The sequence below is a fragment of the Catenulispora subtropica genome (genome assembly GCF_039531675.1).
In the GTDB taxonomy this organism is placed as follows: domain Bacteria; phylum Actinomycetota; class Actinomycetes; order Streptomycetales; family Catenulisporaceae; genus Catenulispora; species Catenulispora subtropica.
The window spans coordinates 217,609-236,469 of the sequence record NZ_BAAAQM010000003.1 but is presented as its reverse complement, the minus strand read 5'-3'; the positions used below and the strand labels follow the sequence as shown (position 1 = coordinate 236,469).

Below are 18,861 nucleotides of genomic sequence, written 5' to 3'. Positions count from 1 at the left end.
TCCGACCAACCCGGACACGCTATGTCAACGCCTGAATTGTCGGACATGACGGGGCCCGGAGCCGGTCCGCCGGCTCCGGGCCCCGTCACCCGTTCCGCGAACGGTCAGGCCTGCACCTTCGCCGCGACCGCGCGGCCGATCTCGGCCAGCGCCGCCGGGATCGCGGCGGTGTCCGTCCCGCCGCCCTGGGCGACGTCGTCCTTGCCGCCGCCACCGCCGCCGAGGGTCTTGGCCGCCGCGCGGACCAGTTCGCCGGCCTTCAGGCCGAGCCCGCGCGAACCCTCGTTGGTGGCGATGACCACGACCGGGCGCTCCCCGGCCGCCGCCGCGACCGCGACGACCGCCGGGCGCGCGCCGAGCCGGCCGCGGACGTCGAGGACCAGCTTGCGGAGGTCGTCCGCGGACGCGCCGTCCGGCGCCTGGTGCGCGACGACGGCGACGCCGTGCACGTCCTGCGCGCCGTCCGCGAGCGAACCCGCGATCTGGAGCAGCTGGCCGGCCTTGAGCGCGGAGATCTCCTTCTCCGCGTCGCGCAGCTTGGCCATGATGCCGCCGACGCGCTCGACGAGCTCCTCCGGACGCGCCTTCACGACGTCGGCGAGCTGCGCCACCAGGACGTGCTCGCGCGCCAGGAAGTCGTAGGCGTCGGTGCCGACCAGCGCCTCCACGCGCCGCACCCCGGAGCCGATGGAGGACTCCGACAGCAGCTTCACCAGGCCGAGGCGGCCGGTGGTGTCGACGTGCGTGCCGCCGCAGAGCTCGTGCGCCCACTCGCCGACCGAGACCACGCGGACCCGGTCGCCGTACTTCTCGCCGAACAGCGCCATCGCGCCCATCGCCTTGGCCTCGGGCTGGCTCATCACCTGCGCGGTGACCGACAGGTCGTCGATCAGCAGCTCGTTGACGCGCTGCTCGACGTCGGCCAGCACCGAGTGCGGCACGGCGCCGGGCGAGGCGAAGTCGAAGCGGAACCGGCCGGGCGAGTTCTCGGAGCCGGCCTGGGTCGCGGTCTCGCCGAGGAGCTCGCGGAACGCCTTGTGGACCATGTGCGTGGCGGTGTGGGCGCGCGAGATCGCGGCGCGGCGCGCCACGTCCACCTCGCCCCACGCCTCGCTGCCGACGACGACCTCGCCGTCGCGGACGATCGCCCGGTGCGCGATGAGCTCGCCGACCGGCTTCTGCACGTCCACGACCTCGGCCAGCGCGCCGTTGCCGAGGCGGATCAGGCCCTGGTCGGCGAGCTGGCCGCCGCCCTCGGCGTAGAAGGGGGTGCGGTCCAGGACCAGCTCGACCTCGTCACCGGGCTTCGCCGACCGGCCCACCCGGCCGTTGACGAGCATGCCCTTGAGCAGGCCCTCGGACTTCGTCTCGTGGTAGCCGGTGAACGCCGACGGGCCGGCGCCGTCGAGCAGCTCCCGGTACGCGGACATGTCGGCGTGGCCGGTCTTCTTCGCCCGCGCGTCCGCCTTCGCCTGGTCCCGCTGCTCCTTCATCAGGCGGCGGAAGCCCTCCTCGTCGACCGTGAGGCCGGCCTCGGAGGCCATCTCCAGAGTCAGGTCGATCGGGAAGCCGAAGGTGTCGTGGAGCTTGAACGCCTCGGCGCCGGAGAAGGTCGTGGAGCCGGTCCTGCGCGCGTCCTCCGCGACCGTCTCGAACATCGCCGAGCCGGTGCGCAGGGTCTGCAGGAAGGAGGCCTCCTCGGCGACCGCGACCGCCTCGATGCGGGAGCGGTCCGCGATCAGCTCCGGGTACGCCGCGCCCATCGCCTCGATCGTGGTCTCGACCAGGTCCTTCATGGTCGCGCCGGAGGCACCGAGCAGCCGCATGTTGCGGATCGCGCGGCGCATCAGGCGGCGCAGGATGTAGCCGCGGCCCTCGTTGCCCGGCGTGATGCCGTCGCCGATCATCATCGTCGCGGACTTCACGTGGTCGGTGACCACGCGCAGCGACACGTCGTTCTTCTCGTCGGCGCCGTAGGCGACACCGGCGATGGCCGCCGCCTTGTTCAGGATCGCGCGCGAGGTGTCGATCTCGTAGAGGTTGTCGACGCCCTGCAGGATCGAGGCCAGGCGCTCCAGGCCCAGACCGGTGTCGATGGACTTGCTGGGCAGCTCGCCGAGGATCGGGAAGCCGTGCTTGTCGCCGCCCGCGCCGCGCTCGAACTGCATGAAGACCAGGTTCCAGATCTCCAGGTAGCGCTCGCCGTTGACGGCCGGGCCGCCCTCCTCGCCGTAGGCGGGACCGCGGTCGTAGTTGATCTCCGAGCACGGGCCGCAGGGGCCGGGCACGCCCATCGACCAGTAGTTCTCGGCCATGCCCAGGCGCTGGATGCGCTCGGCCGGGACGCCGACCTTCTTCCAGATCTCCTCGGCCTCGTCGTCGTCGAGGTAGACGGTGATCCACAGCTTCTCCGGCTCCAGGCCGAAGCCGCCGTCGGCGACCGGCGACGTGAGCAGCTCCCACGCCAGGTTGATCGCCTTCTCCTTGAAGTAGTCGCCGAAGGAGAAGTTGCCGCACATCTGGAAGAACGAGCCGTGGCGGGTGGTCTTGCCGACCTCCTCGATGTCCAGGGTGCGCACGCACTTCTGGACCGAGGTGGCGCGCGGCCAGGGCGCCGGCTGCTCGCCGAGGAAGTACGGCTTGAACGGGGCCATGCCCGCGATGGTGAGCAGGGTGGTCGGGTCGTTCGAGATGAGCGACGCCGACGGGACGACCGTGTGGCCCTTCTTTTCGAAGAAGTCGAGCCAGCGGCGGTGGATCTCCGCGGATTCCATGAGCTTTTCAGCCTTCTAGGGAAAGCGGCGCGCGTCGGGCAACTCCCAGGCGCCGCGAGGATGACGGGCCTCGGGGTGGGGCGAGTCGGCCGATGAAGCGCGACTGGCCCCTAGATAGCTCGCGCCGTACCGCCCTCTGGGCGCCCCGACGAACGCGGCGAGGAACCGTCACCCTTCGGGTCGTCCTTCGGGCGGTCCGTGGCCGGGGGCACGTCGATGCCCAGGGCGACGTTCAGCTCCTCCTCGCGGTCGTGCGCCAGGTCGCGCACGTCCTCGAAGAACTCCTTGACCGAGTCCAGGAAACCGCCGCCGGAGATCGACACCCGGTCGGCGATGCCCGCCGGGGTCAGCTCCTTGGCGGTCGAGGTGACCTTGCGGAAGACCAGCACGCCCGCGGTCGCGCCCATGGACACCCAGAAGAGACGGCGCACTGTACCGGTGAACATCAGCCCGTCATCCCTTCTTCTTGTCGGCGCGGCGAGCCCGGCGATCGGCCTTCAGCTCGGCCTTCACGCGCTTGGCCACATCCTCATTCTTGCGCGAGGTGATGGCCGCGCGCACACCATAACTGAACGACGCCACCTTGACGAGCGGGCCGCCGATCGCCGACGTGGCGGTGCCGACCAGGCCGGAGATGTTCTTCGACATGGTCTCGACGTTGTCGGTGATGGCATCGACCTTGACCAGCTGGTTGTTGCCGTTCTTGACCGTGTCGGTGATCTCGTTCAGCAGCGGGACGGTCTCCTGGGTGATGCCGGCGACGAGCCTGGTGGTCTCCTTCAGCACTTCGGCCAGCCGTACCAGGACGAAGGCGAAGAAGCACACTCCCACCGCGAAGAAGATCGCGAAGATCAGTCCGACAATCGCTCCAGCGGACACCGCGGGCTCCCTGAGTATTGGTTGAGATGGCAAAGAGGATCAGCAAACGCTGTATGAGCACAGCACCCTACCGCGCGGCTGTGCGGGGAAAGCACGTCGGGGGCGTGTCTCAGCCCTTTTGCGGAGGCGTTTTGGGCTCGGCGGGAGCGGGTCGGTCGCCTGCCAGAAGAGCCCTGACTCGGTCGTAGACGTCGGCGTACCGGGCCTCGGCGCCGTGGCGCGTCGGCTCGTAGTACTGCTGGCCGTGCACCGCGTCGGGGGCGTACTGCTGGGCGGCGACACCGCCCGGGACGTCGTGGGCGTAGACGTAGCCCTGACCGTGGCCGAGGGACTGGGCGCCGGAGTAGTGCGCGTCGCGCAGGTGCGGCGGGACCGGTCCGGCCAGTCCCTTGCGGACGTCCTCCATGGCGGCGCCGATCGCCTTGACGGCGGAGTTCGACTTCGGCGCCAGGGCGAGATGGATCACCGCGTGGGCCAGGGTGATCTGGGCCTCGGGCCAGCCGATGAAGGAGACGGCCTGCATCGCGGCGACGGCGACCTGCAGGGAGCTCGGGTCGGCCATGCCGATGTCCTCGCTGGCCGAGATCACCAGGCGGCGGGCGATGAAGCGGGGATCCTCACCGGCCTCGACCATCCGGGCCAGATAGTGGAGCGCGGCGTCCGCGTCGGAGCCGCGGACGGACTTGATGAAGGCGCTGGCGACGTCGTAGTGCTGGTCACCGTCGCGGTCGTAGCGGACGGCGGCGCGGTCCACCGCTTGTTCCAGGATCTCCAGGGTGAGCGGGGTGGGGCTCTGTACGCCGCGTTCGCGGGCGGCGGCGATGGCACCGGCCGCTCCGGCTTCGAGTGCGGTGAGCGCGCGGCGGGCGTCTCCTCCCGCGATGCGCAGGAGATGGGCTTCGGAGTCTTCGGGGAGCGAGACCTTGCCGGCGAGGCCGCGGTCGTCCGCGACCGCGCGGTGGACGACTTCGCGGATGTCGTCGTCGGTCAGCGGCTGGAGCGTCAGCAGGAGGGAACGGGAGAGCAGCGGCGAGATGACGGAGAAGTGGGGGTTCTCGGTGGTCGCCGCGACCAGCGTCACCCAGCGGTTCTCGACGGCGGGGAGCAGGGAGTCCTGCTGTGCTTTGGAGAAACGGTGGATCTCGTCGAGGAACAGGAGGGTCTCGCGGCCGTACATCCCGAGTTCGCGCTTGGCGCGGTCCACGACCGCGCGGACCTCCTTGACGCCCGCGTTGATGGCGGAGAGCTCGGCGAAGGTGCGCTCGGTGGCGTCGGCGAGAACGTAGGCGAGGGTGGTCTTGCCGGTTCCCGGCGGGCCCCAGAGCAGGATCGAGGAGGGGACGGTCACGCCGTCCCCGGCCTTGACCAGGCGCCAGAGGGGCGAGCCGGAGCGCAGCAGGTGCTTCTGGCCGACGATTTCGTCGAGGGACCGGGGGCGCATGCGCACGGCGAGGGGGGCCGAGGTGCGGGCCTGCTCGGTTCCGGCTTCCTCGAACAAGTCCAGCTGTTCCACGTCACGACCTTAACCCTCCGGGCCGACAGGATGATCGGCCACAATGATCGACGTGGATGACGCTGAGATACGCAGGCTGGAGTCGGTCGAGGAACTGTTCGCGCTCGCGGGTGACGACTACCTGCTGCGGACCGACGCCTCGCCGGAGCAGTCGCTGGCCGAGCAGGGAGCGGCCTGGTACGCGGCCGACGGCGGTTTCGCGTTCGGGGGGTCGCAGGACGGGCCGGGACTGGTGGACTGGCTGACGGTCATCGGGCCGCCCGGTGCTTCCGGCCCGCTGCTGCGGCACGTCCTGGACGATCTGACACGGCCGCCGCACGGGATCAGCGTGCCGCGCGGGACGGATACCGCCGCGGCGGGTATCGAGGTCGCCGAGCCGGAACCCTGGGACTACATGGTGTTCGACCCGGCCTGGGGTGTCGGCCTGGAAGTACAGCCCGGGGAGGAGCGGGTCGAGGAGCTCCTGCCGTCACCCGAAGCAGATGCGGAGATCGGCGACTTCTTGAAGGTCGCCAACCCCAGTCACTCGGCGAAGCCCGGATGGGAGGCGATCCAGGCCTGGGGTGTGGTGCGCGGGGCGAATGGGAACCTCCTCGCATGCGGGGCGTACTGCCGACGGTCCGGAGGGAACGGGTATCTGGCGTCGATCGGGACCCATCCCGATGCCCGGGGTCAGGGGCTGGGAGCGGCGGTGTCAGGATGGCTGACGCGGCGGTCGTTGGACAGGGACGGGTTCTGCTCCCTGGGGCACTGGCATCCGAACGAGCCGGCGCGGCGGATCTACGCACGGTTGGGCTATCGGACGACGCATCGGATGCTGAGCGCGAGGCTGGTCGGGTGACCCGCTTCGACCTGCGTGACGTCACTGTGCGACGGGAAGGGCGCCTGATCGTCGATCGGGTGACGGCGACGCTCGCGGCGGGTCGGTGCACGGCTCTCGTGGGCCCCAGCGGCGCGGGCAAGTCGACCTTGCTCCGGCTGTTCAACCGGCTCGACGATCCGACGTCGGGCAGTCTGCTGATCGACGGCGCGGCGCTGGAGTCGCTGGACGTGCTGGCGCTCCGTCGGCGCGTGGGGCTGGTCGGACAGCGTCCGGTGCTGGTGGCCGGGACGGTCTTCGAGGAGTTGCGGGCCGGGGCGCCGACGTTGGAGCGGGAGCGGGCCCTGGACCTGCTGGCTCGCGTCGGATTGCCCGAGGCGATGCTCGATCGGGCCGGCGTCGGCCTGTCGGGTGGAGAGGCGCAGCGGATATGTCTGGCGCGGACCCTGGCGGTCGGCCCCGAAGTGTTGCTTCTGGACGAGCCGACGTCGGCGTTGGATCCGGAGGCGGCGCGGGCTGTCGAGGAGACGCTCTGCGGGTTGTTGCGCGACGGGCTGACAGCCGTTCTCGTGAGCCACAGCGCTGAGCAAGTCCGACGGATGGCCGACGACGTGCTGGTGTTGCGGGAGGGGCGCCTCGTCGAGAGCGGCGCCGTCGCGGACGTCGCGTACGTCAACGGCGCGGGAGGGTCGCACCCGTGAACTCACCGGCCGTCCCCGAATGGACCGGCGTCGCTCTGTCGATCAGCCTCGTCGCCGTCGCCGTGGTCATCGCCTGGCGCCAGCACCTGGGTCTGGCCCGCGAAGTCGTCATCGCGGCCGTGCGCGCCGGGGTGCAGCTGTTCGCGGTCGGTGCCGTGCTGCTGTTCCTGTTCCAGCACGCCGGCCTGCCCGGCGGCTTCGCCTGGCTCATCGTGATGGTCGTCATCGCGGGCCAGGTCGCGGGACGCCGTGGGGCGGGGCTCCACCGCTCGCGGTATGTCGCCACCGGCGCCGTCGCGCTGGCCGCCGCCGTGACCCTCGGCGTGCTGATCGCCTTCGGCGTCATCCAATCCGCGCCGCGCGTCGTGGTACCGGTCGGCGGCATGGTCGTGAGCGGGGCGATGCAGGCCACAGGGGTCACCCTGGCGCGGATGGTGGCGGAAGCCCGCGGACAGCGCGCGGTCATCGAGGCGCGGCTGGCTTTGGGGCTGTCCGCCGGCGACGCCTTCGCACCGCACCGGCGCGAGCTGATGCGGACGGCTCTGATCCCGACGCTGGACGCGACGAAGGTCGTGGGCCTGATCAGCCTGCCGGGGGCCATGACCGGGTTGATCCTGGCCGGGGTGTCGCCGGAGGTGGCCATCCGGTATCAGATCGTGGTGATGTACATGTTGCTGGCGGCGGCCGTGATGGCGGCCCTGGCCGCGGCTGAGCTGGGGCAGCGGATGCTGTTCACAAGTGCGCAGCAACTGCGTTAGCGGCTCCTTCATCAGACTCTCAGAGTGGTCTGCCTAGGATCCGGTCTCATGACTACGTCTAGCGCGACCAAGAGCACCGTCGACGAGGTGCCGGAGATCGAGATCGTCCCCGAGCTCGTCGAAGAAGACCTTGACGGCGGCCTGGGGAGCGCCGACCTGGTCGACGGCGCGGAGGGGACGGAGGCGGCCGAGCGGCCGGGTTCGGTCATCGCCGCCGGGGCCGCGGCGGTGGCCGCCGCGGGCGTCGGTCTGGTCTCGCTGACCGGGAGCTGGCTGGGCGACGTGCTGGCCCAGCGGCAGACGCTGATCGGGCAGATCGCCTCGTCCAACGGCACGGCGGACGTCCTCATCAAGCGGCGCTACACCGATCCGTGGCACAGGACCGCGTTCGTGAGCATGGGCTTCGCCGTCGCGGCGATCGTCATCGCCGCGGCGACGTTGTTCCTCGGGCGCTTCGCGGCACGGGCTCAGGCGCCGGTGTGGGTGCGGGCCGTCGCCTGGGGTGCACTGGCCCTCGGGGCGGTCGGCCTGGGCGTGTCGGCGGCGATGTACTTCGACGTGTTCGCCGGCGCGATCACTGTGCCGGCTGGCAGCTAGCCCACTGCTCGGCGGTGATTTCGTAACGGACTTCCCCGTGCTCCGAGTCCTTGATGGGGGCCAGGTCGGGGAAGTACGTGTCCACGTGCTTCATGCCGAGCTTCTCCATGATGTTGCGCGAGCCGGCGTTCACGAACATCGTCTCCGCCCAGACCATGCGGACGCCCAGCTCGGTGAAAGCCTTACGGAGCAGGGCACGTGAGCCCTCGGTGGCGTAGCCCTTGCCCCACGCCGCCTGGCGGAGGCGGTAGCCGAGCTCGACCTCGTCCAGCGGACCGTCGGCCTTGGGGCGCAGGATGAACCAGCCGATGAAGGCTCCGCCGTCCTTCTCGTGGGCGGCCATCAATCCGAAGTCGCCGCCCCACTTTTCGTAGTTGGCGAGGATGTTCGGCAAGTACTGCCGACGGATGGTCTCCGGCGGGGTGGGCTCGCCTCCGGTGAGGTAGCGCATCACCGCCGGGTCGCTGTCCAACTCGATGAGCAGGTCCGCGTCGTCGGCGGTGAAGCGGCGGAGGATCAGGCGGCTGGTCTCAAGGTACGTGTCCACACCGTCGATCTTGGCCTACCGCCGGTCAGGCCACCCAACGGTTTTCCTCCGGAAGCGGCGGCAGCGTGGCCTCGCAGCGGTGAGCGGAGGCCAGGCGGCGCACCGCCTCGCGGAGGGTGTCCTCCGGAAGCGTGTAGGGGATCCGGACCCGGTGCTCGAAGGTGCCGGGGTCCACGCCGAACTTCGGGCCGCCGACCAGGCGGACACCGAAGGCCGCCGCGCGGTCGGCGAGCATCGAGGACGTAGGCTCGCCGATGTCCACCCACAGCGACAGGCCGCCGGGCGGCGTGCGCCACGACCATTCCGGCAGTTCGGCGGCCAGCGCCGCTTCCAGGGCCGCGCGCTGACGGCGCAGGGCCTCGCGGCGTTCCTCCACCACGCCCCAGCCGCGCCGCAGGAGCGCGATGGCCATGAGCTGGTCCACCACCGAGCCGGCCATGTCCATGGTCACGCGGTGGCCGGCCAGTTCGGTGGCCATGCGCGGGGAGGCGCGGATCCAGCCGATGCGCAGGCCGCCCCAGTGGCTCTTGGACATGGAACCGACGCTGAGCACCTGTTCGGCGGCCGCTTTCGACACGGAGGCGGGGAACGGCAAGGGCGCCGGGACGTCGAGCGCCATGTCGGTCACGGTCTCGTCGTTGATCAGCCAGGTGCCGGCGGCGCGGGCGGCCTCGGCGGCCTCGGCGCGGCGGGCGGCGGACATCAGGGTGCCGGTCGGGTTGTGGAAGTCGGGGATCAGGTAGGCCACCCGCGGCACCGCCTGGCGGAGCTGGGCGATCAGCGCCGCGGACTCGACGCCGTCGTCGCCGACCGGCACCGGGACGGGCCGCAGCCGGGCGCGGCGCATCGCCTCGACGCTGTTCGGGTACGTCGGGCTCTCCACCACCACCCGGTCCCCCGGGCCGCAGAGCAGCGACAGGGCCAGGACGTTCGCGTGCTGGGCGCCGGAGGTGACGACGATCTGGTCGGGCGTGGTGGGCAGCCCCCGCTCGATGTAGCGCTCGGCGATGAGCTCACGCAGCTCCGGCAGCCCGGCCTGGTAGTAGCCGGTGGCGCCGGCCAGGGCGGCCAGTTTCGGGCCGGACTCGGCCAGCGCCTCGCCGAGCAGCTGCGCGGACAGTCCGAAGGACGCGCAGGACAGGTCGACGGCGACCTCGGTCGAGCCGGGCTCGCTGGGCATCAGCCAGCCGCCGTAGCCGTTGGGGCCGGAGCCGGGCGGGAGCATGGTCCAGGTGCCCGAGCCGCGGCGGCTCTCCAGGAAGCCGTCCTCGCGCAGCAGATCGTAGGCGGCGGTGACGGTGGTGCGGCTCATGCCCAGGGCGGCGGCCAGGTCGCGTTCGGCCGGCACCCGGGTCCGCAGCGCGATCCGGCCGTCCAGGATCAGGGCCCGGACGCTGTGCGCCAGGGCCCGGTAGGCCGGGCGGCGCTCGGGGTCGGCGGCCTGCTCCGGGCCGCCGAGATGGGAGACCTCGCGGATCAGCCGCGCCAGGCGCGTGCTGCCCACCGTGCGGTCGGTCGTCACCAGCTCCACCGGACCGGCCATGCCACCCTCCTTCGATTGGCCCTGGGGACAAGGCCACTTGGCCTCAATACTGATGGAAGTGGCCCGCTTCAGCAAGGATCCGGGGCCAGTTTGTCCGAACAGCCAGGGGAGGCAGGCATGACGGCGACGACGACCGGGCGGGCCGTGGGGGCCACGGCGTTGAGCGACCGGGCCGAACGGGACCTCGTCACGAGGCGTGAGGAGCGGATCGCCGAGCCGGTTCCGGTCCTGGAGTGGCTGCGGAGGGGGCTGCGGTGGACGCTGGCCCTGATCCCGCGGGACCGGCGGGCGCACCGGCTCGTGCAGCTGGAGCTCGGGTTGGTGCTGTACGGGATCAGCGACGGCATGATCCTGATGTCGGGGTTGGGGGCCAATCCGTGGGACGTGTTCCACCAGGGCCTGGCCAAGCACGTCGGGATCCAGGTCGGCACCATGGTGATCCTGGTCGGCGTGGCGGTGATGCTGCTGTGGATCCCGCTGCGGCAGAAGCCCGGGTTCGGGACGATCAGCAACGTGGTGGTCATCGGGCTGGCGATGAACGCCGCGATGGCCTGGATGCCCTCGCCGCACGTGTGGTGGCTGCGCTGGGCCGAGATGCTCGGCGCGGTGGTGCTGAACGGCGTGGCGACCGGGGCCTACATCGGGGCGGGCATGGGTCCGGGCCCGCGGGACGGCCTGATGACCGGCTACGCGGCGCGCGGCCACTCGATCCGCGTGGTGCGGACCTCGATGGAGATCGCGGTGCTGGCCTCCGGCTGGCTGCTCGGCGGCACCGTCGGCATCGGCACCGCGGCCTACGCCCTGCTGATCGGGCCGCTGGCGCACCGGTTCATCCCGCTGCTGGCCCTCAAGCCGAAGGGCGGGGACGAGCCGGCCGCCGCCGGGAGGAAGGCCCCGCGGCTGACCACGCACCGGCTGGCCGGGCCCGACAACTGCTGAGCTGGGGGGATCACGGAGCGCGTCGTCCTCGGTGGGGCCCTGGACGGCGCGCTCCGGCGTGCCGTCTCAGAACCCGCGCACCTTGGCGGGCCGGATCCGGGTGGCCACCGAGTAGGGAGCCATGGCCTCGCCGACCGACGAGCCGAAGTACTTCGCGGCGCGGGCGCGGTACTTGGCCTCGAACGCCAGCACCTCCCCCGCGCCCGGATGGCCGGCGCCGAGGAACTCCACGTCCCCGGTGAAGACCATGACCTCCAGGTCGTGCACACCGCCGTCGAAGTGCAGAGCGACGGTCGGCCGCGCGCGCATGGACCGCAGCCGGGCCGCGTCGTCCTTGTGGAAGATCAGAAAGCTGCCGTCGCCCCAGGCGTCGTCCTCGTCCGGCGTCCACAGGAACCAGACCGGGTTCGGTTGCGGGATCCCCGCGCTGTTGACGGTGACCAGCCAGACGATCTCCTCTTCGAGGAGGCGGCGCCGGGTCGCGGCGCCGAACTCGGTGGCCGGGTCGGGCAGGACGTGCGGGGCCTCAGTCATGCGGCCACGATAACTAAGCGGTCAGTTTGAGGACGGCCTGACACAGGTCGGTGGGCAGGACGAAGGAGTCGGTCTCCGTCATGTTCAGCACGACGCCGTCGACGCCGTCGTAGTCCGCGAGCTGGAACAGGGCGGCGGCGGCCATGTCGGCCCCACCGGTGACCCCGCCGTCCCGCTTCTGGTGCTCCATGAACAGATCCGGCGCGGTGTAGGCCATGACGTAGTTCCCGGGCGGGTGCTCCATGCTGACCACGCGCGGGCGACCGGTCTCGTCGACGGGAACCACGTAGTGCTCGAAGCGCGCCAGGCGCGGGCCGAGGTCGTCGGTGGTGTCCACGAGCGCGGTCTCGACCTTGAGGGCGTCGATCCAGCGGGCCAGGTACGCGAGCAGCTCGTCGTCGACGCCCATCAGCCACTCCTGCTCGGCCGGCGCGGCCGGGTTCACCCGGACCTCCGTCGTGCCGCGGGTGAGCGCGCCGAACACCTCTGTGCCGGGCACCGGGCCGCCGGCCGCGGCGAACGCGCCGCCGGCCTCGATCGCGGCCTGGACCTGGTCGGCGTCGGTGAACAGCCACAGCCGGCCGGGGCCGGGCGCCTGGCCGAGGGCCGGGGTGGGGATCATGCGGTCGTAGACCTTGCGCTCCGGGAAGGCCTCGTCGAGCCACATCATCGGGGCGTACCAGCCGTCGTGCGCCAGCAAGGCCCGCACAACGTCGCTGCGCGAGGCGTGCCCCCGCGCGTAGTCCGCCAGAACCTCGGTCACCGCTGCCATGAACCCTCTTTATCAGGGTTCGCAGAGAGACGACAAGGCGGGTGCGGAATCACCCGCACCCGCCCCGGGAATCGCAGGATCACGCCTTGGCGGCGCCCTTGGGCTCGTAGACGGCGTCCACACCGGCCTCCTTGCGCTGCGCCGGGGTGATCGGCGCCGGGGCGCCGGTCAGCGGGTCGCCGCCGGTGGCGGTCTTCGGGAACGCCATCACGTCGCGGATGGTGTCCGCGCCGGTCAGCAGCGCCACCAGCCGGTCCAGGCCGAGGGCGATGCCGCCGTGCGGCGGCGGGCCGTAGTTGAAGGCCTCCAGCAGGAAGCCGAACTGCGACTGCGCCTCCTGCTCGGTCAGCCCGATCGCGTTGAACGCGCGCTCCTGCACGTCCTTGCGGTGGATACGGATCGAGCCGCCGCCCAGCTCGGTGCCGTTGACCACGATGTCGTAGGCGTTGGACAGCGCCGAGCCGGGGTCCTTGTCGAAGGTGTCGAGCGAGTCGGCGGTCGGCGCGGTGAACGGGTGGTGCATCGCGTGCCAGCCGATCTGCTCGCCGGAGGCGTCCTCGATGGGCTCGAACATCGGGAAGTCCACGACCCACAGGAACTTCCACGCGCCCTCGTCGATCAGGCCGCCGCGCCTGCCGATCTCCAGCCGCGCCGCGCCCAGCAGATCCTGCGAGGCGGTGCGCTTGCCGGCGGCGAAGAAGACGGCGTCGCCGGGCTTGGCGCCGACCTTGTCGGCCAGGCCCGCGAGGTGCGCCTCGGACAGGTTCTTCGCGACCGGGCCGCGCAGCTCGCCGGTCTCGGCGTCGATGACCACGTAGGCCAGGCCCCTGGCACCGCGCGCCTTGGCCCAGTCCTGCCAGCCGTCCAGCTCCTTGCGGGTCTGCGCGGCGCCGCCGGGCATGACCACGGCGCCGACGTAGGGGGCCTGGAACACGCGGAACTCGGTGCCGGCGAAGTACTCGGTGAGCTCGGTGAGCTCCTGCCCGAAGCGCAGGTCCGGCTTGTCGGAGCCGAAGCGGGCCATCGCCTCGTGGTACTTCATGCGCGGCAGCGGCAGCGGGACGTCGACGCCGAGCGTCTCCTTCCACACCGCGGCCACCACGGCCTCGCCGACCTTGAGGATGTCCTCCTGGTCCACGAACGACGCCTCGATGTCCAGCTGGGTGAACTCCGGCTGCCGGTCGGCGCGGAAGTCCTCGTCCCGGTAGCAGCGGGCGATCTGGTAGTAGCGCTCCAGGCCGGCGACCATCAGCAGCTGCTTGAACAGCTGCGGCGACTGCGGCAGGGCGTACCAGGTGCCGGGCTGCAGGCGCACCGGCACCAGGAAGTCACGTGCGCCCTCCGGGGTGGAGCGAGTCAGCGTCGGGGTCTCGACATCGAGGAAGCCGTACTCCTCCATGACGTCCCGGATGACCTTCGTGGCCTTGGACCGCATGCGCAGGGCCCGGGCCATCGGCTCCCGCCGGATGTCGAGGTAGCGGTACTTCAGCCGCATCTCCTCGTTGATGTTCGAGCTCTTGTGCTCGTCGATCGGGAACGGCAGCGGCGCCGCGGGCGAGAGCACCTCGACGGTGTCGACGACGACCTCGATCTCCCCGGTGGGCAGATCCGGGTTCGCGTTGCCCTCGGGGCGGACCCGGACCTCGCCGGTGGTCACGACGCAGTACTCGTTGCGCAGGTCGTGGACGGACTCGCTCTCGCGGACCACGACCTGGACGAAGCCGGAGGCGTCGCGCAGATCCAGGAAGGTCACGCCCCCGTGATCGCGCCGGCGGGCGACCCACCCGGCCAGCGTGACAGTGGTGCCGGCGTCGGACGCGCGGAGCGTCCCCGCCTCATGGGTGCGGATCACTTCAACTTCTCCTGAATCGTGGTGAGGATGTCCGTGAGGGAGACGGATTCCTGCTCCCCTGTGGCCAGTTCCTTGATCTGAATGACATTCTCCGCGATGTCCCGCTCGCCCAGCACCAGCGCATAACGCGCGCCGGAGCGGTCGGCGGCCTTCATCGCGGGCTTGATGCCCTTGTTGCCGTAAGCGAAGTCGGCGGCGACACCGGAGCGGCGCAGGGTGGTGACGAGCTTGAACAGGCGCTCGCGGGCCTGCTCGCCGAGCGGCACCGCGAACACGTCGAGCCGGTCGGCACCGGGCTGCGGCACCCCCTCGGCCCGCATCGCGAGCAGCGTGCGGTCGACGCCGAGCGCCCAGCCGACGGACGGCAGGCTCGGACCGCCGAGCTCCTCGGACAGGCCGTCGTAGCGGCCGCCGGCACCGATCGCGGTCGGCGAGCCGGTGATGCCGCTGTGGACGTACTCGAAGGTGGTGCGGGTGTAGTAGTCGAGGCCGCGGACCAGCTTCGGATCGTCGACGAAGGCCACTCCGGCCTCGGTCAGCAGGCGCCGGACCTCCTCGTGGTAGACCTTGCAGGCCTCGCAGAGGTTGTCGCTGATCAGCGGGACGTCGGTGAGCTGTTTCTGCACCGCCTCCCGCTTGTCGTCCAGGACGCGCAGCGGATTGATCTCGGCGCGCCTGCGGGTCTCCTCGTCCAGGTCCAGGCCGAGCAGGAACTCCTGGAGCTTGGCGCGGTAGGCCGGGCGGCAGTTCTGGTCGCCGAGGGAGTTCAGCAGCAGGCTGTACTCGGTCAGGCCGAGGTTCTTGTAGATGTCGTCGCCGGCGATCAGCAGCTCGGCGTCCAGCGCCGGATCCTCCGCGCCGATCGCCTCGGCGCCGACCTGGGAGAAGTGGCGGTACCGGCCGCGCTGCTGCTTCTCGTAGCGGTAGAAGGAACCGGAGTACCAGACCTTCACCGGCAGGCTGCCGCGGGTCAGGTTGGCCTGCAGGACGGCGCGCAGCACGGCCGCGGTGCCCTCGGGGCGCAGGGTGACCTCGTCACCCCCACGTGTGGTGAAGGAGTACATCTCCTTGGTGACGATGTCCGTGGACTCGCCGACGCCGCGCTTGAACAGCGCGGTGGACTCGAACGTGGGCGTCTCGATGTAGCCGTAGCCGGACAGGCGCAGCGGCGCGGCCATGGCGTCGCGCACGGCCAGGATGGCGGCCGAGTCCGGAGGCAGGAGGTCGAAGGTGCCCGGCGCGTTCTGGAACTTGCTCATGATGTCTGTGGGTATCCCTACATGCCGCGGGGTTTGACCGACGGCGGCGCCGCCTCCGTCAGGAACGGGTTCGTGGCGCGCTCACGGCCGATCGTGGTCTGGGGGCCGTGGCCGGACAGGACGACGGTCTCGTCCGGCAGCGGCAGGCAGACACGGGCCAGTGACGCCAGCAACTCGTCGCGGCTGCCACCGGGGAGGTCCCAGCGGCCGACCGCTCCGGCGAAGAGCAGGTCCCCGGTGAACAGCACGTGGGGGATGTCCTGCAGGCCGGGAGTCCGGAACGTCACTGAGCCCTTGGTATGGCCGGGAGCGTGGTCGACGGTGATCTCCAGGCCGGCCAGGTCCAGCACCACACCGTCGGTCAGTTCCCTGACGTCGTCCGGTTCGGCGAACTCGACCCGGCCGAAGATCGGCGTGCCGGGCGCGATGCCCAGCCACTTCTGCGGGTCGGTCAGCATCTCGCGGTCGCCCGGGTGCACGTAGGCGGGGACGCCATAGTCTCCGCAGACCGGGACGACCGACATGGTGTGGTCCACGTGACCGTGCGTGAGCAGGACGGCGACCGGCTGCAGCCTGTGCTCCCGGACCACCTCCTCGACGCCGGCGGCGGCGTCCTCGCCGGGATCGATGATCACGCACTGCTCCCCGGCGCCGGGCGCCACGAGATAGCAGTTCGCACCCAGGCTTCCGGCTGGGAATCCGGCGACAAGCACGCGCGCCCCACACTTCGGTCAGCGGTCAGGAGATTTTCCCTACGCAGGTTACCGGGGGCGGCGGACCCTTTGCGAACTCATTGGAAGCTCACAGCTGATTTCTAGGGAATGCACCGTACACTGTCCCGCTGAAGCTCGAGCACCCCATATCCGACACTCGACACGACCTGGCCGACAGGGTCGACCACATCCCGGAGGCGAATCGGTGACCAGCAAGGACCGGCAGCGCGAACTGGAGCGCGCCCGCTACGAGCGCGTCCAGGCCCGCTTGGCGGAGCAGCAGGCGGCCGCCAGCAAGCGCAACAAGATCACGGCCATCGTGGCCGCCGTCGCGGTCGTCGGGATCGGGGTCACCGTCGCGCTCGTGACGAAGAGCGGCGGCGACGACAAGAAGAGCCCGGCCGCGAGCTCCACCCCGTCCAGCCCGGCTTCCCCGTCCAGCCCGGCTTCGTCCTCCGCCTCCACAGCGCCCAGCTCGCCCAGCTCCCCGGACGCCAGCCCGAGCTCCAGCGCGCAGCAGGTGGGTTACCAGAAGACCGGTCAGGCGTCCAAGGACGTCGGCGTGCCGACCTACGACGCGGCCGCCGCGGCCAAGCCGTACACCGCCACGATCCACTTCAGCTCCGGCGACCTCACCTTCGACGCGCTGACCACGAAGGCGCCGTACACCACCTTCTCCTTCGAGTACCTGGCGAAGAAGGGTTACTTCGACAACACGAAGTGCCACCGCCTCACCACGCAGGGCATCTACGTGCTGCAGTGCGGCGACCCGTCCGGCACCGGCTCCGGCGGCCCGGGCTACCAGTTCCAGGACGAGAACCTGACCGGCGCCACGTACCCGGCCGGCACCATCGCCATGGCCAACGCCGGCCCGGGCACCAACGGCAGCCAGTTCTTCATCGTCTACAAGGACACCCAGCTGCCGGCCAACTACACCCCGTGGGGCAAGATCACCGGCGGCCTGGACGTGGTCACCAAGATCGCGGCCGGCGGCGAGGACGACAGCAACAACGCCGGCGACGGCCACCCGAAGCTGCCTGCCGACATCAAGAGCGTGACCATCAAGTAGGCGGATTCGGCGCACCGGGCCCCTCCGCGTCCTCGGTCCTGGACTCGGCGTGACCGAGCCGGGATCGGGGGCCGGTGGGGTGGGGAGTGACGCGGGCCGTCCCCCACCCGGGACGGTCCGCGCTATTGTGTCCCACTGGATGACCGGGATCCGGATCCGTGCAGGTGTATGTGGCGGACCCGTCAGCAGACACCCGGTTCGAGAACTTGGAGGCTCATCGTGGGCGAGGCACCGGAGGCTTGGGGCCGGGTCGCCGAGGACGGCACCGTCTACGTCCGGACCGCCGACGGCGAGCGGCAGGTCGGCTCGTGGGCGGCGGGGTCCCCGGACGAGGCGCTGGCCTACTACCAGCGCAAGTTCGACGGCCTGAAGGTCGAGGTGGACCTGATCGCCAACCGGCTGAAGCAGTCCGGGCCCTCGGCGCCGTCCCCGAAGGACGCCCTGGACAAGATCGGCAAGCTCCGCGAGCAGATCACCGGCGCCGCCGCGGTCGGCGACCTGGACGGGCTGCTGGCCCGCCTGGACGGCCTGGTGGAGCTCGCCGAGCAGCGCCGCGCCGAGCACCGGGCGGCCCGTGAGCAGCAGCAGGCCGACGCCCGCGCGGCCAAGCAGGCCCTGGCCGAGGAGGCCGAGCGGCTGGCGGTGTCCACGGAGTGGCGGGTGGCCGGCGAGCGGATGAAGGTCCTGCTGGACGAGTGGAAGGCCGCTCCGCGCCTGGACCGCAAGACCGACGACGAGCTGTGGCACCGGCTGTCGCAGTCCCGCTCGGCCTTCGCCAAGCGCCGCAAGCAGCACTTCGCCGAGCTGGACCAGCAGCGGGTGCAGATCCGCGCGCACAAGGAGCGGCTGATCGCCGAGGCCGAGGCACTGCAGGACTCCACCGACTGGAACCCCACCGCCGGCCGCTTCCGCGACCTGATGGGCGAGTGGAAGACCGCCGGGCGCGCCCAGCGCGACGTCGAGGACGAGCTGTGGAAGCGCTTCAAGGCGGCGCAGGACACCTTCTTCGCGGCCCGCAACGCGGTGCTGGACGAGCGCAGCGGCGCCGAGCGGGAGAACCTGGCGGCCAAGGAGCTGCTGGTGGCCGAGGCCGAGGCGCTCCTGCCGATCACCGACCACCGCGCCGCCCGCGTCGCCCTGCGCTCGATCAACGAGCGCTGGGAGGCCGTCGGCCCGGTACCGCGCGACGCCCGCCAGCGGATCGAGGGCCGGCTCCACACCGTGGACCGCGCGATCGCCGACGCCGAGGCCGCCGAACTGTCCCGGAAGGACCCGGAGAAGCGGGCCCGCGCCGAGGCCACCGTGGAGCAGCTCCGCACCGCGATCGCCAAGCTGGAGACCCAGGCCGAGAAGGCCCGCGCGGCCGGCCAGGACAAGAAGGCCGCCGAAGCCGAGGCGTCCATCGCGGCCCGGCAGGAGTGGCTGGCCGAAGCCGAGAAGGCGCTGGAGGAGTTCACCCGCTGAGGCCGGCGGAACCGGCTGTGAACCACGACGTCCGGGCGCCCTCCCACGGGAGCGCGCCCGGACGTTTTCGCGGGGCGCCGTGAGGAACCCGACGTCCGGGCCACGCGGCCGCTCCCGCGGCACCTGG

At 71.2% G+C, this 18,861-nt stretch carries 18 protein-coding genes; 7 read left to right on the top strand and 11 right to left on the bottom strand.

All coding sequences use genetic code 11. The features are described from left to right. Nucleotides 1-104: 104 nt before the first annotated feature. The 4 genes from alaS to ABD466_RS04765 form a co-directional block, all read right to left on the bottom strand. A complete protein-coding gene (gene alaS, locus ABD466_RS04780; RefSeq protein ID WP_344655681.1) occupies nucleotides 105-2,774 on the bottom strand; it encodes an alanine--tRNA ligase in 2,670 nt (889 codons plus the stop codon). A gap of 110 nt (nucleotides 2,775-2,884) precedes the next feature. Next, nucleotides 2,885-3,220, bottom strand: a complete 336-nt coding sequence (locus tag ABD466_RS04775; RefSeq protein WP_344655680.1) for a hypothetical protein — start codon at nucleotides 3,218-3,220, stop codon at nucleotides 2,885-2,887. 7 nt (nucleotides 3,221-3,227) lie between these two features. After that, on the bottom strand, nucleotides 3,228-3,653 hold the full coding sequence (locus tag ABD466_RS04770; RefSeq protein ID WP_344655679.1) for a DUF948 domain-containing protein: 426 nt from the start codon (nucleotides 3,651-3,653) through the stop codon (nucleotides 3,228-3,230). A gap of 109 nt (nucleotides 3,654-3,762) precedes the next feature. Beyond that, a complete protein-coding gene (locus ABD466_RS04765; RefSeq protein ID WP_344655678.1) occupies nucleotides 3,763-5,166 on the bottom strand; it encodes a replication-associated recombination protein A in 1,404 nt (467 codons plus the stop codon). A gap of 52 nt (nucleotides 5,167-5,218) precedes the next feature. Here ABD466_RS04765 and ABD466_RS04760 point away from each other — a divergent pair, with 52 nt between their 5' ends. From ABD466_RS04760 to ABD466_RS04745, 4 genes are read left to right on the top strand one after another with little or no spacing between them, the layout of a single operon-like run. Then, nucleotides 5,219-6,007, top strand: coding sequence for a GNAT family N-acetyltransferase (locus ABD466_RS04760; RefSeq protein ID WP_344655677.1), 789 nt, complete (start codon nucleotides 5,219-5,221; stop codon nucleotides 6,005-6,007). Further along, on the top strand, nucleotides 6,004-6,687 hold the full coding sequence (locus ABD466_RS04755) for an ABC transporter ATP-binding protein (protein WP_344655676.1): 684 nt from the start codon (nucleotides 6,004-6,006) through the stop codon (nucleotides 6,685-6,687). Before ABD466_RS04760 ends, ABD466_RS04755 begins: the two co-directional genes overlap by 4 nt. Further along, complete coding sequence (locus ABD466_RS04750; protein ID WP_344655675.1) at nucleotides 6,684-7,445, top strand: ABC transporter permease; 762 nt, start codon at nucleotides 6,684-6,686, stop codon at nucleotides 7,443-7,445. Before ABD466_RS04755 ends, ABD466_RS04750 begins: the two co-directional genes overlap by 4 nt. Nucleotides 7,446-7,493: 48 nt before the next feature. Further along, a complete protein-coding gene (locus ABD466_RS04745; RefSeq protein ID WP_344655674.1) occupies nucleotides 7,494-8,042 on the top strand; it encodes a hypothetical protein in 549 nt (182 codons plus the stop codon). Here ABD466_RS04745 and ABD466_RS04740 read toward each other — a convergent pair. Together ABD466_RS04740 and yczR are read right to left on the bottom strand one after the other, a co-directional pair. Beyond that, entirely contained in the window at nucleotides 8,020-8,589 is a 570-nt protein-coding gene (locus tag ABD466_RS04740; protein WP_344655673.1) for a GNAT family N-acetyltransferase, read from the bottom strand. The two genes, ABD466_RS04745 and ABD466_RS04740, sit on opposite strands and share 23 nt — an antisense overlap. Nucleotides 8,590-8,614: 25 nt before the next feature. Then, nucleotides 8,615-10,132 (bottom strand): MocR-like transcription factor YczR, encoded by a 1,518-nt coding sequence (gene yczR / locus ABD466_RS04735; protein ID WP_344655672.1) that lies wholly within the window; start codon nucleotides 10,130-10,132, stop codon nucleotides 8,615-8,617. Between the two features lie 117 nt (nucleotides 10,133-10,249). Between yczR and yczE the strand changes: the two genes are divergently transcribed. Then, the gene (gene yczE / locus ABD466_RS04730; RefSeq protein ID WP_344655671.1) at nucleotides 10,250-11,071 is read left to right on the top strand and encodes a membrane protein YczE; all 822 of its coding nucleotides are present in this window, start codon (nucleotides 10,250-10,252) and stop codon (nucleotides 11,069-11,071) included. Nucleotides 11,072-11,137: 66 nt separating this feature from the next. Here yczE and ABD466_RS04725 read toward each other — a convergent pair whose 3' ends face one another. From ABD466_RS04725 to ABD466_RS04705, 5 genes are all read right to left on the bottom strand, one after another. Further along, the gene (locus ABD466_RS04725) at nucleotides 11,138-11,605 is read right to left on the bottom strand and encodes a pyridoxamine 5'-phosphate oxidase family protein (RefSeq protein WP_344655670.1); all 468 of its coding nucleotides are present in this window, start codon (nucleotides 11,603-11,605) and stop codon (nucleotides 11,138-11,140) included. A 13-nt stretch (nucleotides 11,606-11,618) separates the two neighbouring features. Continuing rightward, nucleotides 11,619-12,377 carry an SseB family protein gene (locus tag ABD466_RS04720; RefSeq protein ID WP_344655669.1) on the bottom strand — a complete coding sequence of 253 codons (759 nt, stop codon included), beginning with the start codon at nucleotides 12,375-12,377 and terminating at the stop codon, nucleotides 11,619-11,621. 79 nt (nucleotides 12,378-12,456) lie between these two features. Further along, nucleotides 12,457-14,229, bottom strand: coding sequence for an aspartate--tRNA ligase (gene aspS / locus ABD466_RS04715; protein ID WP_344655668.1), 1,773 nt, complete (start codon nucleotides 14,227-14,229; stop codon nucleotides 12,457-12,459). After that, complete coding sequence (gene hisS, locus ABD466_RS04710; protein ID WP_344655667.1) at nucleotides 14,226-15,488, bottom strand: histidine--tRNA ligase; 1,263 nt, start codon at nucleotides 15,486-15,488, stop codon at nucleotides 14,226-14,228. The genes aspS and hisS overlap by 4 nt, the downstream gene beginning before the upstream one ends. A 17-nt stretch (nucleotides 15,489-15,505) precedes the next feature. Continuing rightward, nucleotides 15,506-16,201 carry an MBL fold metallo-hydrolase gene (locus ABD466_RS04705; protein ID WP_344655666.1) on the bottom strand — a complete coding sequence of 232 codons (696 nt, stop codon included), beginning with the start codon at nucleotides 16,199-16,201 and terminating at the stop codon, nucleotides 15,506-15,508. A gap of 205 nt (nucleotides 16,202-16,406) precedes the next feature. Here ABD466_RS04705 and ABD466_RS04700 point away from each other — a divergent pair, with 205 nt between their 5' ends. After that, nucleotides 16,407-17,270: a peptidylprolyl isomerase gene (locus ABD466_RS04700; protein WP_344655665.1), complete on the top strand. Its 864-nt coding sequence runs from the start codon at nucleotides 16,407-16,409 to the stop codon at nucleotides 17,268-17,270. A 219-nt stretch (nucleotides 17,271-17,489) separates the two neighbouring features. Then, the gene (locus ABD466_RS04695; protein ID WP_344655664.1) at nucleotides 17,490-18,734 is read left to right on the top strand and encodes a DUF349 domain-containing protein; all 1,245 of its coding nucleotides are present in this window, start codon (nucleotides 17,490-17,492) and stop codon (nucleotides 18,732-18,734) included. Nucleotides 18,735-18,861 lie beyond the last annotated feature (127 nt).